The organism is Janthinobacterium sp. P210006 (assembly GCF_036231885.1).
Classification (GTDB): domain Bacteria; phylum Pseudomonadota; class Gammaproteobacteria; order Burkholderiales; family Burkholderiaceae_D; genus Janthinobacterium; species Janthinobacterium violaceinigrum.
Window position 1 is genome coordinate 22,159 of record NZ_JAZARD010000006.1, and the last position, 12,724, is coordinate 34,882.

General features: G+C 63.5%; 11 protein-coding genes. 5 read left to right on the top strand and 6 right to left on the bottom strand.

Annotation, left to right across the window (positions count from 1 at the left end):
* Positions 1-6: 6 nt before the first annotated feature.
* The 6 genes from VPH41_RS25530 to gatC form a co-directional block, all read right to left on the bottom strand.
* On the bottom strand, positions 7-1,044 hold the full coding sequence (locus VPH41_RS25530; protein WP_328571941.1) for an oxidoreductase: 1,038 nt from the start codon (positions 1,042-1,044) through the stop codon (positions 7-9).
* Between the two features lie 97 nt (positions 1,045-1,141).
* Positions 1,142-2,389 carry a M56 family metallopeptidase gene (locus tag VPH41_RS25535; protein WP_328571942.1) on the bottom strand — a complete coding sequence of 416 codons (1,248 nt, stop codon included), beginning with the start codon at positions 2,387-2,389 and terminating at the stop codon, positions 1,142-1,144.
* Complete coding sequence (locus tag VPH41_RS25540) at positions 2,386-2,769, bottom strand: BlaI/MecI/CopY family transcriptional regulator (RefSeq protein ID WP_152283918.1); 384 nt, start codon at positions 2,767-2,769, stop codon at positions 2,386-2,388. The genes VPH41_RS25535 and VPH41_RS25540 overlap by 4 nt, the downstream gene beginning before the upstream one ends.
* A 196-nt stretch (positions 2,770-2,965) precedes the next feature.
* The gene (gene gatB / locus VPH41_RS25545) at positions 2,966-4,441 is read right to left on the bottom strand and encodes an Asp-tRNA(Asn)/Glu-tRNA(Gln) amidotransferase subunit GatB (RefSeq protein WP_328572065.1); all 1,476 of its coding nucleotides are present in this window, start codon (positions 4,439-4,441) and stop codon (positions 2,966-2,968) included.
* 48 nt (positions 4,442-4,489) lie between these two features.
* Positions 4,490-5,974 (bottom strand): Asp-tRNA(Asn)/Glu-tRNA(Gln) amidotransferase subunit GatA, encoded by a 1,485-nt coding sequence (gene gatA / locus VPH41_RS25550; RefSeq protein ID WP_152283916.1) that lies wholly within the window; start codon positions 5,972-5,974, stop codon positions 4,490-4,492.
* Between the two features lie 178 nt (positions 5,975-6,152).
* A complete protein-coding gene (gene gatC / locus VPH41_RS25555) occupies positions 6,153-6,455 on the bottom strand; it encodes an Asp-tRNA(Asn)/Glu-tRNA(Gln) amidotransferase subunit GatC (protein ID WP_034784699.1) in 303 nt (100 codons plus the stop codon).
* A gap of 350 nt (positions 6,456-6,805) precedes the next feature.
* Here gatC and VPH41_RS25560 point away from each other — a divergent pair, with 350 nt between their 5' ends.
* From VPH41_RS25560 to rodA, 5 genes are all read left to right on the top strand, one after another.
* The gene (locus tag VPH41_RS25560; RefSeq protein ID WP_010393186.1) at positions 6,806-7,849 is read left to right on the top strand and encodes a rod shape-determining protein; all 1,044 of its coding nucleotides are present in this window, start codon (positions 6,806-6,808) and stop codon (positions 7,847-7,849) included.
* A gap of 108 nt (positions 7,850-7,957) precedes the next feature.
* Positions 7,958-9,031 carry a rod shape-determining protein MreC gene (mreC, locus tag VPH41_RS25565; RefSeq protein ID WP_328571943.1) on the top strand — a complete coding sequence of 358 codons (1,074 nt, stop codon included), beginning with the start codon at positions 7,958-7,960 and terminating at the stop codon, positions 9,029-9,031.
* Positions 9,028-9,540, top strand: coding sequence for a rod shape-determining protein MreD (gene mreD / locus VPH41_RS25570; RefSeq protein WP_077399420.1), 513 nt, complete (start codon positions 9,028-9,030; stop codon positions 9,538-9,540). The genes mreC and mreD overlap by 4 nt, the downstream gene beginning before the upstream one ends.
* A 12-nt stretch (positions 9,541-9,552) precedes the next feature.
* Complete coding sequence (gene mrdA / locus VPH41_RS25575; protein WP_152283914.1) at positions 9,553-11,526, top strand: penicillin-binding protein 2; 1,974 nt, start codon at positions 9,553-9,555, stop codon at positions 11,524-11,526.
* Between the two features lie 67 nt (positions 11,527-11,593).
* Positions 11,594-12,709 carry a rod shape-determining protein RodA gene (rodA, locus tag VPH41_RS25580; RefSeq protein ID WP_101483784.1) on the top strand — a complete coding sequence of 372 codons (1,116 nt, stop codon included), beginning with the start codon at positions 11,594-11,596 and terminating at the stop codon, positions 12,707-12,709.
* Positions 12,710-12,724: the final 15 nt, after the last annotated feature.

Genomic DNA, 12,724 nt, shown 5'->3' on the forward strand with positions numbered 1-12,724 from the left:
ATCGGATCAGCCGACCGCGAGCACGCGGCCTTCGGCGGCGCTTTGCAGCGCCAGTTCGATCAGGCGTATCGTTGCCGCCGCATCCTCGGCCGCCACGGGCGCCGCTGCACCGTGGCGGATGGCGTCGGCCATGCCCTGGTAAAAGTCCTGGTAGCGGCCCGCCTGTATCTCCAGGTGTTCGACGTGGCCGTCCGGCTGCGTGCCCAGGTGCAGCGCGCCGCGCACGGGGTCCACGCCCCAGCCGGGCTGTCCCGGCCTGCCGCCCGCCTTCAGGGCGTCTTCCTGCGGATCGAGGCCGAATTTCACGAAACTGCCCTTGTCGCCATGCACGGCGAAGCGCGCCGTCGGCGCCTTCACCAGGCAGCCGGCCTGCAGCACCACGCGCAGCCGGTCGTAATACAGCACGATATGGAAATAGTCGACGGCTTGCGCGCCATCGCGCTGCAGGGCGATATCGGCCGACAGTTTTTCCGGCATGCCGAACAACTGCATGGCCTGGTCCAGCATGTGCGGGCCCAGGTCGTACAGCAGGCCGCCGCCCGGCGCGCCGGACTCGCGCCAGCGCTGGCGGATCTCGGGGCGGAAACGGTCGAAATGCGATTCGACGCTGGCGATGCGCCCCAGGGTGCCCTGCGCCAGCAGCGCCTTGATGGTGAGGAAGTCGCCATCCCAGCGCCGGTTGTGGTACACGCTGAGCACCAGCTTGCGCTCCTTCGCCACGGCGATCAGGGTTTGTGCCTCGGCGCTGGAAATCGTGAATGGCTTGTCGACCACCACGTGCTTGCCCGCCTGCAGGGCCGCCAGCGCCAGGCTGAAATGGGCTTCGTTGGGGGCGGCAATGACGACCAGTTCGATGGCCGCATCGGCAAACAGCTGCGCCGGTTCCGCATACACGGTGGCCTGCGGCCAATCCTGGTGCACGAGGTCGGGCTTGCTGGAGGCGACGGCCGTCAATTCCAGGGCGTCGATGGTGGACAGCACGGGCGCGTGGAAGGTGGAGCCGGCAAAGCCGTAGCCGACCAGGCCGGTTTTGATCTTGTTCATGGCGTATTCACAGGTGCGTGGAAGAATCCATGATCATACCCGCAAGCGGGCGGCGGCATCGCTGCAACAATGTCGCTGCGATGCCGCCGCTCCTGCATTAGTTCAGGCGCCAGACGTATTGCACCTTGACGCTGGCACTGACTGGCTTGCCGCCAGCGAGGGCCGGCTTGAACGTGCACTTGGCGATGCCGCTGCGCGCCGCCTCGTCGAGGGCGGGATGGCCGCTGCTTTTGACCACGCTCGATCCGTGGACCTTGCCGGCGGCATCGACATCGAAGGACATGTTGACCGTGCCCTCTTCCTTCGCCTGCAGCGATGCGGCCGGGTAGGCCGGTTTGCCGCAGACGCCAAAGTCGACGACGGGGCGGCGCTCCAGCACGGGTGCGCTGTCGGCGGCGACGGCCTGGCCGTAGATGCCGAGGCAGGCGCCGGCCAGTGCCAGCAGCGGTATGGCCGCTTTCCAGTTCAGGGTTTGTGGTGCAGGGCGCAGCAGTCGTTTGATACGTGACATAAGATCTCCTCCGTTGGCCGCCTGGGCCAGGTGGTGGGTTGAGAACTGGAGACGTTCCAGTTCCGAGAGTGCAAGAGCCAGACGCCGCGGTTCGCCCAGTTGTCTTGCTGCGAAATCATCTGCAATGTGTTCGCGTTCGAGGCGCACGCCGCGTGAAATCCACCAGACGGCAGGGTGGAAGAACAGCAGCGCCTCGATGGCGTTTTGCAGCAGGTTGAGCAGATAATCGTGGCGCCGGATGTGCGCCAGTTCATGCGCCAGCAGCGCGTCGAGCAGCTGCGGCGGCATGCCGGTGATCAGCGCCGCCGGCACCAGCACCATGGGGCGCCAGATGCCGGCCGTGAGGGGGCTGGCAATGCCGTCGAGCACGCGCAGGCGCACGGGCCGCGTCACGCCGGCGTCTTGCGCCATGCCGGACAGGCGCGTTTGCCAGAGGGTGTGCGTGGCCTCGTCTTTGCTGGCGCTGCGTGCTATCCACAGCATGCCCAGCGCCATGCGCAGGGCCAGCATGGCGGCGCACAGCGCCCACACGCCGACGATGGCGCGCAGCAGCAGGTCCAGGTCGGGCAAGCTGTCGGGCGCCAGCAGGGCGGCCGGCAGCAAGGTGCTGGAAAACAGGATGCCCGTGGCATCGCCGCCGGCCAGGCGCAGATACAAGCCCGCCGCCGGCCAGGCCAGGCAGGCCAGCAGGGCGCCGCAGCCGACGGCATAGCGCGCCTCGGGACGCGCATTGCGCAGGATGGCCCGCGCCAGCGCCGTGGCGCAGCCGATCAGCAATCCCTGCCACAGGAAGTGCAGCAGGGTCCAGCCCAGGGCCGGCACGAAGCCGCTCATGATTGATCGTCCTTGAGCATTTTTTCGATCTCTGCGCGTTCGGCGCGCGACACGCCCGTGCGCAGGGCCGCCAGCACCAGCGCCTTGGCCGAACCGGCAAAGGCTTTCTGCATCAATTCCTTGAGCAGGTTCGTCTGCAGGCTGTCCTGCGCCTGCGCTGGCGCATACACGTGCGAACGCTGGCTTTCATCGCGGATCAGCAAGCCCTTGCCATGCATGATCTGCATCAGGCGCAGCACGGTGCCGTAGGTGATGGCGGGCTTGGCCAGTGCCATCGCTTCGTGCACCTGTTTGGCCGTGGCGGCGCCCAGTGGCCACAGTGCCTGCAGCAGATCGAGTTCGGCTGCCGTCGGTTTCGGGATGTCGTGCGTCTTGCCCATGCTGTTTTCCTCTTGCCTGAAATTCAATAAGGCTAGAATAATCGTTGTAGACAAAAATGTATACTTTAATTTTCAATGTTGCATAAGCGCCTGTCAGGCATGCTGGAAAATATAGACAAGCTTGTTTAGGAGTATGGTGAACAGGCGAAAAAAAAGACGCGGCAGCGTCTTTTTTTGGGGGGAGTACGGAGGAGAATTATCCCGCCAGCTTGGCCTTCAGCAGCTCCGTCAGCTGGGCTGGATTGGCCTTGCCTTTCGACGCTTTCATGGCCTGGCCGATCAGCGCGTTGATGGCCGCTTCCTTGCCGGCGCGGTACTGTTCCACCGACTTGGCGTTGGCCGCCAGTACTTCATCGACGATGGCTTCCAGTGCGCCCGTGTCCGAGATCTGCTTCAGACCCTTGGCGTCGATGATGGCATCGACCAGGTTCTCGTCGCTGGACTTGGCTTCCCACATGCCGGCGAAGACTTCCTTTGCCGCCTTGTTCGAGATCGTGCCGTCGGCAATGCGCTTGAGCATGGCGGCCAGCTGCGCGGCGGAGACGGGCGCCTCGTCCAGGTCCACGCCTTCGCGGTTCAGGGTCGACGATACGTCGCCCATCAGCCAGTTGGCGGCGGCCTTGGCGTTTTCCTTGCCTGCCTTGTCGACCACGGCGACGAAATAGGTGGCCATGGCTTTCGATTGCGTCAGCACCAGCGCATCGTATTCCGGCAGCGCGTATTCGCTGATGAAGCGGGCGCGCATGGCGGCCGGCAGTTCCGGCATCGAAGCCTTGACCGTATCGATCCACGCTTGCGAGATGACCAGCGGCGGCAGGTCCGGGTCCGGGAAGTAGCGGTAGTCCTGCGCGTCTTCCTTGCTGCGCATTTCGCGCGTTTCCTTGCGGTCCGGATCGTACAAACGCGTCGCTTGCACGACTTTGCCGCCGTCTTCGATCAGTTCGATCTGGCGGCGCACTTCCACGTGCACGGCTTCCTCGATGAAGCGGAACGAGTTCAGGTTCTTGATCTCGCAGCGCGTGCCGAATTCCTTCTGGCCGACGGGGCGCACGGAAACGTTGACGTCGCAGCGGAACGAGCCTTCCTGCATGTTGCCGTCGCAAACGCCCAGCCACATGACCAGCGAGTGCAGGGCCTTGGCGTAGGCCACGGCTTCGGCGGCGCTGCGGATTTCCGGTTCCGAGACGATTTCCAGCAGCGGCGTGCCGGCGCGGTTCAAGTCGATGCCGCTCATGCCGGCGTAGTCTTCGTGCAGCGACTTGCCGGCGTCTTCTTCCAGGTGGGCGCGCGTCAGGTTGACGGTCTTGGTGACGAATTCGCCATCCTTTTCATAGCCGAAGGTCAGGGCGCCGCCGATGACGACGGGGTCCTCGAACTGGCTGATCTGGTAGCCCTTGGGCGAGTCCGGATAAAAATAGTTTTTGCGCGCGAAGACCGAGTGCGGCGCGACGGTGGCGCCCACGGCCAGGCCGAAGCGGATCGCGCGGTCGACGGCCTGCTTGTTCATCACGGGCAGCACGCCTGGCAGGGCCAGGTCGACGGGGCTGGCCTGCGTGTTGGCGTCGGCGCCGTACTTGATCGGCGAACCGCTGAAAATTTTGGATTCGGTCGTGAGCTGCACGTGGTTCTCAAGACCGATGACGACTTCCCATTGCATAGTGTTCTCGCTTATTTTTGGTGGCGCCGCTAGCCGCGGCGCAAATCTGTTCTTGGTCTGCTCTTAAACGCCGGCAGGGCTGCGCGTATGCCAGTCCGTCACTTGCTGGAACTGGTGGGCCACGTTCAGCAATTTGGCTTCGCCAAAGTAATTGCCGATGATTTGCAGGCCGACGGGGCGCTTGCCGTTTTTCTCGCCTTCGCCGAAACCGCAAGGGATCGACATGCCGGGCAGGCCGGCCAGGCTGGTCGACAGGGTGTAGATGTCGGCCAGGTAGTTTGCCACCGGGTCGTCCGTCTTGTCGCCCAGGTCCCAGGCGACGGTTGGCGCGACGGGGCCCATGATGACGTCGCAGACGGCGTTCGGGCCATTCAGGACGGCGTCGAAATCCTGCGCGATCAGGCGGCGGATCTTTTGCGCCTTCAGATAGTAGGCGTCGTAGTAGCCGTGGCACAGCACATAGGTGCCGACCATGATGCGGCGCTGCACTTCGGGGCCGAAGCCTTCGGCGCGCGATTTCTTGTACATGTCCTGCAAGTCCTTGTACTCGGCCGCGCGGTGGCCGTAGCGCACGCCGTCGTAGCGCGACAGGTTCGACGACGCTTCGGCCGGCGCGATCATGTAGTAGGCGGGAATCGACAGGGCGGTGTTCGGCAGCGAGATGTCGACCAGGGTGGCGCCCAGCTTTTCATACTGCGCCAGCGCGCCGCGCACGGCCGCTTCCACGTCCTTGGCCAGGCCTTCGCCAAAATACTCGCGCGGCACGCCGATGCGCAGGCCTGTCAGCGGCTGGCCCAGTTCCCGCGAAAAATCTTCCGCCACGCCGCCCTGTTCCGGCGACAGGCTGGTGGAGTCGCGCTCGTCGAAGCCGGCCATGGCGCTCAAGAGCAGGGCGCAGTCTTCGGCCGAGCGGGCCATCGGGCCGCCCTGGTCCAGCGACGAGGCAAAGGCGATCATGCCGAAGCGCGAGACGCGGCCATACGTAGGCTTGATGCCGGTGATGCCGCAGAAGGCGGCCGGCTGGCGGATCGAGCCGCCCGTGTCGGTGCCGGTGGCCGCAGGCGTCAGGCCGGCCGCCACGGCGGCGGCCGAACCGCCGGACGAGCCGCCTGGCACGGCAGCCTTGTCCCACGGATTCTGCACGGCGCCGAAGGCCGAGTTCTCGTTGCCGGAACCCATGGCGAATTCATCGCAGTTGACCTTGCCCAGGGTGACCATGCCGGCCGCCTGGAATTTTTCCACCACGGTGGCGTCAAACGGGCTGGCGTAGTTGGCCAGCATTTTCGAGCCGGCCGTGGTGCGCCAGCCTTTCGTCACGAACAGGTCCTTGTGCGCGATCGGCACGCCCGTCAATGGCGTGGCCGTGCCGGCCGCGATGCGGGCATCAGCTTCGGCCGCTTGCGCCAGGGTCAGGGCACGGTCGACGTGCAGGAAGGCGTTCGAGGTGTCCGCTTCGATGCGGTCGAGGAAATGCGTCGCCAGTGCAACGGCGGAAATTTCCTTGTTCTGCAAAAGCGTGGACAGCTGTTTGATGGATTTTGTATGCATGGCGTTTCTATTTTTATCTATTCGGCAGGGTTGTTTTTTGTGCACTGCGCCGTTCTAGCGCCTGACAGAAGCGTAGCGAGCGGAAGTGAGTTGTGGCCGAGAAGCGGAGCTGTGCTTTGGCACAGTGAGCATCGGAGGCCGCAAGTCGCGACGCGCAGCAGCTTATGTCAGGTGCCAGTTACTCGATCACTTTAGGGACGAGATACAGGCCATCCTGGACTTTCGGCGCCACGGCCTGGTAGGCGTCGCGGCGATTCTGCTCGGTGGCGATGTCCTCGCGCAGGCGCAGGGCGATATTGTCCATGTGGGCGGCCAGCGGGTGGCTCAGGGGGGCCACGCCATCGGTATTGACGGCTTGCATTTGTTCGGCCAGTGCAAAAATCTTGTTCAATTGGGCCAAAGACGTGACGGCCTGGTCGTCGGCCATTTCAAGTTGCGCCAGATGGGCGATGCGTTTTACGTCGGATAGTGTCAGGGACATGGCGAATGGCGCGGAGTGCCGCGCATTAGTATTAAGTTGGCGTTTTGATAAAACGCGGGTATTTACTGCTCTTTTGCTCACAAAAGCCGAGGAATGCCGCGTAACTCGCGGCTGCAAGAGTCGCACTTTTCCATGGTTTTTGAGCAAATCGCATTCAAATTATAAGGTAGAATGGCGGGTTAATGCGTTGCCGGCGCTGATGGACTGCTGCCGCAGCATAGAAAAGATTGCGCAAGCGCCAAGCGAAACCCGGAAAAATCGCCTTTTGGATTTTCAGGGTGCCTGAAAGCGCCCGCTTTGAAACTCCCCATAAACAGCTTTTGCGCAGCTCGATGCGCTACAGGACACTCATGTTTGGTTTTTTACGCAGGTATATCTCCACCGATCTGGCCATTGACTTGGGCACGGCCAACACCCTTATTTATGTGCGCGGCCTCGGTATCGTCCTGGACGAACCATCGGTCGTCGCCATCCGCCAGGAAGGCGGTCCGAATGGCAAGAAGACCATTCAGGCAGTCGGCAAGGAAGCCAAGCAGATGCTGGGCAAGGTGCCGGGCAATATCGAAGCGATTCGTCCGATGAAAGATGGCGTGATCGCCGACTTCACCGTGACCGAGCAGATGCTCAAGCAATTCATCCGCATGGTGCACGACTCGAAATTCTTCCGTCCATCGCCGCGCATCATCATCTGCGTGCCTTGCGGTTCGACCCAGGTAGAACGCCGCGCGATCCGCGAATCGGCGCTGGGCGCCGGCGCCTCGCAGGTGTACCTGATCGAAGAACCGATGGCAGCGGCCATCGGCGCGGGCCTGCCCGTGTCGGAAGCAACGGGCTCGATGGTGGTCGACATCGGCGGCGGTACCACCGAAGTGGGCATCATCTCGCTGGGTGGCATGGTCTACAAGGGTTCCGTGCGCGTGGGCGGCGACAAGTTCGATGAAGCCATCGTCAACTACATCCGCCGTAACTACGGCATGCTGATCGGCGAACAGACGGCCGAAGCCATCAAGAAAGCCATCGGTTCGGCCTTCCCTGGTTCGGAAGTGAAGGAAATGGAAGTCAAGGGCCGCAACCTGTCCGAAGGCATCCCCCGTTCGTTCACCATTTCCAGCAACGAGATCCTCGAAGCGCTGACAGACCCGCTGAACAACATCGTCTCGGCCGTGAAAAACGCGCTGGAACAGACGCCGCCGGAACTGGGCGCCGACATCGCCGAAAAAGGCATGATGCTGACGGGCGGCGGCGCACTGCTGCGCGACCTGGACCGCCTGCTGATGGAGGAAACCGGCCTGCCGGTGCTGGTGGCCGAGGACCCGCTCACCTGCGTGGTGCGCGGTTCCGGGATGGCACTGGAACGTATGGACAAGCTCGGCTCGATCTTCTCCTACGAATAATCTGACAGAAGGGCCGGAAACCATTCCGGCCTTTTTTTGGTTTTGGCGCCGGCGTTTGACCGGGGCCTGCACGTTGGCGCACTGCGCCTGGCCTGATTATTGGAAGTCATGGAATACAGTCCTCCGCCACTTTTCAAACAAGGCGCCTCCGCCCGCGTCAAGATGATGGTGTTCGCCGGCATTTCTATCGCCCTGCTGCTGGTCGATTCGCGCATGCACGCGCTGACGGCCGTGCGCCAGGCCGTCGGCACCGTGCTGTATCCGGTGCAGATGGCGGCCCTGGTGCCGCGCGACGTGGCGCTTGGCGTCGGCAACTACTTTTCTTCGCTGTCCGCCCTGGAAAAACAGGTGCGCGACCTGAAGCACGAACAGATCGCCTCGGCGCAGATCCTGCAGCAGGCGCAGCTCAATATCGTTGAAAACAACCATCTGCGCAAACTGATGGAGGCGCGCGAGCGCGTGCCCGTCAAGACCCTGATGGCCGAAGTCCTGTACGACACGCGCGATTCGGCCACGCGCAAGATTGTGCTGGACCGCGGCATCCAGAACGGCGTCGAACTGGGGCGCCCCGTGATCGACAACCTGGGCGTGGTGGGGCAAGTCACGCGCGTGTTCCCGTTCACCTCCGAAGTGACCCTGCTGACCGATGAAGAGCAGGCCATTCCCGTGCAGCTGCTGCGCAATGGCGTGCGCAGCGTGGCCATCGGGCGCGGCAAGTCCGGCACCATGGAGCTGCGCTTCACGGCTCCCAGCGCCGACATCCAGATCGGCGACATCGTCATTACCTCGGGCCTCGACGGCCTGTATCCGGCCGGCCTGGCCGTGGCGCGCGTGACCCTGGTCGAGCGCAATGCGCACGGTCCGTTCGGCCGCGTCGTGTGCCAGCCGCTGGCCGGCATCGAACGCAATACCCAGCTCCTTATTTTGATGACGTCGCCCGAGATACCTCCACGTCCGCCCGCCGAAGATATCAAGACGGGCCGCAAGATTGCCGGCAAGATGGCGCCGATCAAGGACCCGGCCAAGGAGCCTGCCGCCGCTGCAGCGCCGGCGCCGGCCGCGAATGGCGCAGCCGCACCGGCCGCGAAAGCGCCGGCTGGCACCCTACCTGCGCCGAAGCCGGCGACGCCGGCACCTGCGCCTGCGCCTGCCGCCGTGCCACCGAAGGAGGCGACACGATGAACCGCCCGCATTACATCCTGCTGCCGGTCAGCCCCCTGTTCATCGGCTTTTCCCTGCTGTGCGCTTTTCTGCTGAATTTGCTGCCATGGGGGCAGTTCGTCGGCGTGCCCGATTTCGTCGCCCTGGTGCTGGTCTTCTGGGGCATCCACCAGCCGCGCAAGGTCGGCATCGGCGTGGCGTTCTTCATGGGCCTGATGATGGACGTGCACGACTCGACCCTGCTGGGCGAGAATGCGCTGGCCTACACCCTGCTGTCCTACTTTGCCATCATGATGCACCGCCGCGTGCTGTGGTTCCCCATCCTGACGCAGGCACTGCACGTGCTGCCGCTGCTGCTGCTGACGCAGGCGCTGCAATTGCTGACGCGCCTGATCGTCTCCGGGCGCTTCCCCGGCTGGCTCAATTTCATCGAGAGCTTCGTCGCCGTGGCCCTGTGGCCCCTCGTCACGTGGATCCTGCTGGCGCCGCAGCGCCGCGCCGTGGACCGTGACCACAATCGGCCGATTTGACGGGCGCCTGCCATGACTGAACTGAAGAACACCGAGCGCGAACTGCATTTTTTCCGCATGCGCCTGACCATCCTGGGCGGGCTCGTCTTCGTCTGCTTTTCGCTGCTGCTGGCGCGCTTCATCTGGCTGCAGGTGATCAAGCACGAGGACTATGCGACCAAGGCCGAAGACAACCGCATCGCCGTGGTGCCCATCGTGCCCACGCGCGGCCTGATCCTCGACCGCAACGGCGTCGTATTGGCGCGCAATTACTCGGCCTATACGCTGGAAATCACGCCATCGAAGCTGAGCGCCAGCCTCGACTCGGTGATCGACGAGCTGTCGACCCTGGTGCAGGTCGACATCAAGGACCGCCGCCGCTTCAAGAAACTGCTGGAAGAATCGAAGAATTTCGTCAGCGTGCCGCTGCGCACGCGCCTGACGGACGAAGAAGTGGCGCGCTTCACGGCGCAGCGCTTCCGCTTCCCTGGCGTGGAGGTGCAGGCGCGATTGTTCCGCCAGTATCCGATGGGCGAAATCGCCTCGCACGTGGTGGGCTTCATCGGCCGCATCAACCGCAATGAAGCCAAGGCGCTGGAAGAGGGCGAGGACGCGGCCAACTACAACGGCACCGACCATATCGGCAAGGAAGGCCTGGAAAAAAGCTATGAGAAGCAGCTGCATGGCACCACCGGCTACGAAGAGGTGGAAGTGTCGGCCGGCGGGCGCGCCATGCGCACCCTGTCGCGCACGGCGGCCACGCCTGGCAACAACCTGATCCTGTCGATCGACATCGAACTGCAGAAGGTGGTCGAGGAAGCGTTCGGCGAATGGCGCGGCGCGGCCGTGGCGATCGACCCGGCCACGGGCGACATCCTGGCCTACGTGTCCAAGCCAGGCTACGACCCCAACCTGTTCGTCGACGGCATCGACCAGCAAAGCTGGAATGAGCTCAATACCTCGCTGGACCGGCCGATGGTCAACCGTCCCCTGTCCGGCACCTACGCACCCGGTTCGACCTTCAAGCCCTTCATGGCGCTGGCCGCGCTGGAACTGGGCAAGCGCACGCCGAGCCAGTCGATTTCCGATCCCGGCTTCTTCATCCTGGGCGGGCATACCTTCCGCGACGACAAGGTGGGCGGCCATGGCACGGTGGACATGCACAAGTCCATCGTCGTCTCGTGCAATACCTATTACTATCAGCTGGGCCGCGACATGGGCATCGACGCCATCCACGACTTCATGAAGCCGTTCGGCTTCGGCCAGCTGACGGGCATCGACCTGAATAACGAAAAGACGGGCGTGCTGCCGTCGACGGAATGGAAGCGCAACCGCTTCAAGACGCCGCAGCAGAAAAAATGGGTGGGCGGCGACACGATTTCGGTGAGTAACGGCTCCGGCTACAATTCCTACACGCCGCTGCAGATCGCCCACGCGACGGCCAACCTGGCCAATAACGGCGTGGTGATGAAGCCGCATCTGGTGAAGATCATCGAAGACGCCAGCACGCGCGCACGCACCCTGACGGTGCCCAAGGAAAGCTACCGCATCGCGCTCAAGCAGGAAAACATCGACACCATCAAGCGCGCCATGGTGGGCGTGACCAGCGAACAGGGCGGCACGGCCGCGCGCATCTTCGCCGGCGTGCAGTACACGGTGGGCGGCAAGACGGGTACGGCGCAGGTGGTGGGCATCAAGAAAAACGAGAAGTACAATGCCAAGCTGCTGGCTGAACGCCTGCGCGACAATGCCTTGTTTACGGCCTTCGCGCCGGCCGACAAGCCGCGCATCGCGATTGCCATCGTGGTAGAAAACGCGGGCTTCGGCGCCGGCGTGGCCGCGCCGATCGCGCGCAAGGCGCTCGACTACTACCTGCTGGGCAAGCGCCCGAGCGACAAGGAAAAGGACACCACCAAGGTGCCCAAGGAAGATGTCGACGAAGTGCGCACCCTGGAAGAAATCACCGACGAGCAGGCTGCCCCGGCGGCGCCTGCCAGACAACAATGAAACGTTTCTTGTTACGAGAGGCGCCCGCCATGGCGGTGCGCCAGACCCCAAGGCAATAAGGAAGCACATGCCCATAAACGAGAGGCGCTCGCTGTGGCGGCGCGCCAAACCCTATCTGGCGGTATTCGATCCGCCGCTGATGATCATCATCCTGATGCTGCTCAGCACCAGCCTGCTGACCCTGTATTCGGCCAGCATCGGCATCCCCGGCAAGATCGAGGATCACCTGCGCAACATCCTGCTCTGCTTTTTCGTCATGTGGGTGGCGGCCAACGTCACGCCGCAGATGATGATGCGCATCGCCGTGCCCGCGTATACGGTCTCGGTGATATTGCTGGTGGCCGTGGCGCTGTTCGGCACGATCAAGCTCGGTGCGCGGCGCTGGCTGCATATCGGCGTGATCGACATCCAGCCTTCCGAGTTCCTGAAGATCGCCACGCCGCTGATGCTGGCCTGGTTCTTCCAGCATAATGCGGGCGCCCTGCGCTGGAAATCGTTCCTGATGGCGGCCGTGCTGCTGCTGGTGCCCGTCTACCTGATCGCGCGCCAGCCCGACCTGGGCACGGCGCTGCTGGTGGTGGCGGCCGGCTTTACCGTGATCTTCCTGGCCGGCCTGTCGTGGAAGGTGCTCGCCGGCCTGCTGATCACCTTTGTTTCCTGCCTGCCCATCGCCTGGTCGCATCTGCATGATTACCAGCGCGACCGCGTGATGATGCTGATCGACCCGACCAAGGACCCGCTGGGCAAGGGCTTCCATATCATCCAGTCCATCATCGCCATCGGTTCCGGCGGCATGACGGGCAAGGGCTGGACGCACGGCACGCAGGCCCACCTGGAGTTCGTCCCGGAGCGCACGACCGACTTCATCTTCGCCGTGTATTCGGAGGAGTTCGGCCTGGTGGGCAATTTGATCCTGATGCTGATGTATTTGCTGCTGGTGGGACGGGGGATGATGATCGCCGCCAACGCCCCCAGTTTTTTCACTCGCCTGCTGGCAGGAGCGATAACTATGATTTTCTTTACGTATGCGTTTGTCAACATGGGCATGGTCAGCGGCATCGTGCCGGTGGTCGGCGTGCCCCTGCCTTTCCTCAGCTACGGCGGCACGGCGCTGCTGACCCTGGGCGTGGCCACCGGTATCCTGATGAGCATTCAGCGCCATCGCAAGCTGGTGCAGACCTGATGCGCGCGCCTGTCG

What these genes read in the sequence shown, in the direction of transcription:
- gatC (WP_034784699.1), bottom strand. Translation starts at nt 6,455, where the DNA reads ATGTCCCTGACACTATCCGACGTAAAACGCATCGCCCATCTGGCGCAA.
- gatA (WP_152283916.1), bottom strand. Translation starts at nt 5,974, where the DNA reads ATGCATACAAAATCCATCAAACAGCTGTCCACGCTTTTGCAGAACAAG.
- VPH41_RS25530 (WP_328571941.1), bottom strand. Translation starts at nt 1,044, where the DNA reads ATGAACAAGATCAAAACCGGCCTGGTCGGCTACGGCTTTGCCGGCTCC.
- mrdA (WP_152283914.1), top strand. Translation starts at nt 9,553, where the DNA reads ATGACTGAACTGAAGAACACCGAGCGCGAACTGCATTTTTTCCGCATG.
- rodA (WP_101483784.1), top strand. Translation starts at nt 11,594, where the DNA reads ATGCCCATAAACGAGAGGCGCTCGCTGTGGCGGCGCGCCAAACCCTAT.
- VPH41_RS25540 (WP_152283918.1), bottom strand. Translation starts at nt 2,769, where the DNA reads ATGGGCAAGACGCACGACATCCCGAAACCGACGGCAGCCGAACTCGAT.
- mreD (WP_077399420.1), top strand. Translation starts at nt 9,028, where the DNA reads ATGAACCGCCCGCATTACATCCTGCTGCCGGTCAGCCCCCTGTTCATC.
- VPH41_RS25535 (WP_328571942.1), bottom strand. Translation starts at nt 2,389, where the DNA reads ATGAGCGGCTTCGTGCCGGCCCTGGGCTGGACCCTGCTGCACTTCCTG.
- mreC (WP_328571943.1), top strand. Translation starts at nt 7,958, where the DNA reads ATGGAATACAGTCCTCCGCCACTTTTCAAACAAGGCGCCTCCGCCCGC.
- VPH41_RS25560 (WP_010393186.1), top strand. Translation starts at nt 6,806, where the DNA reads ATGTTTGGTTTTTTACGCAGGTATATCTCCACCGATCTGGCCATTGAC.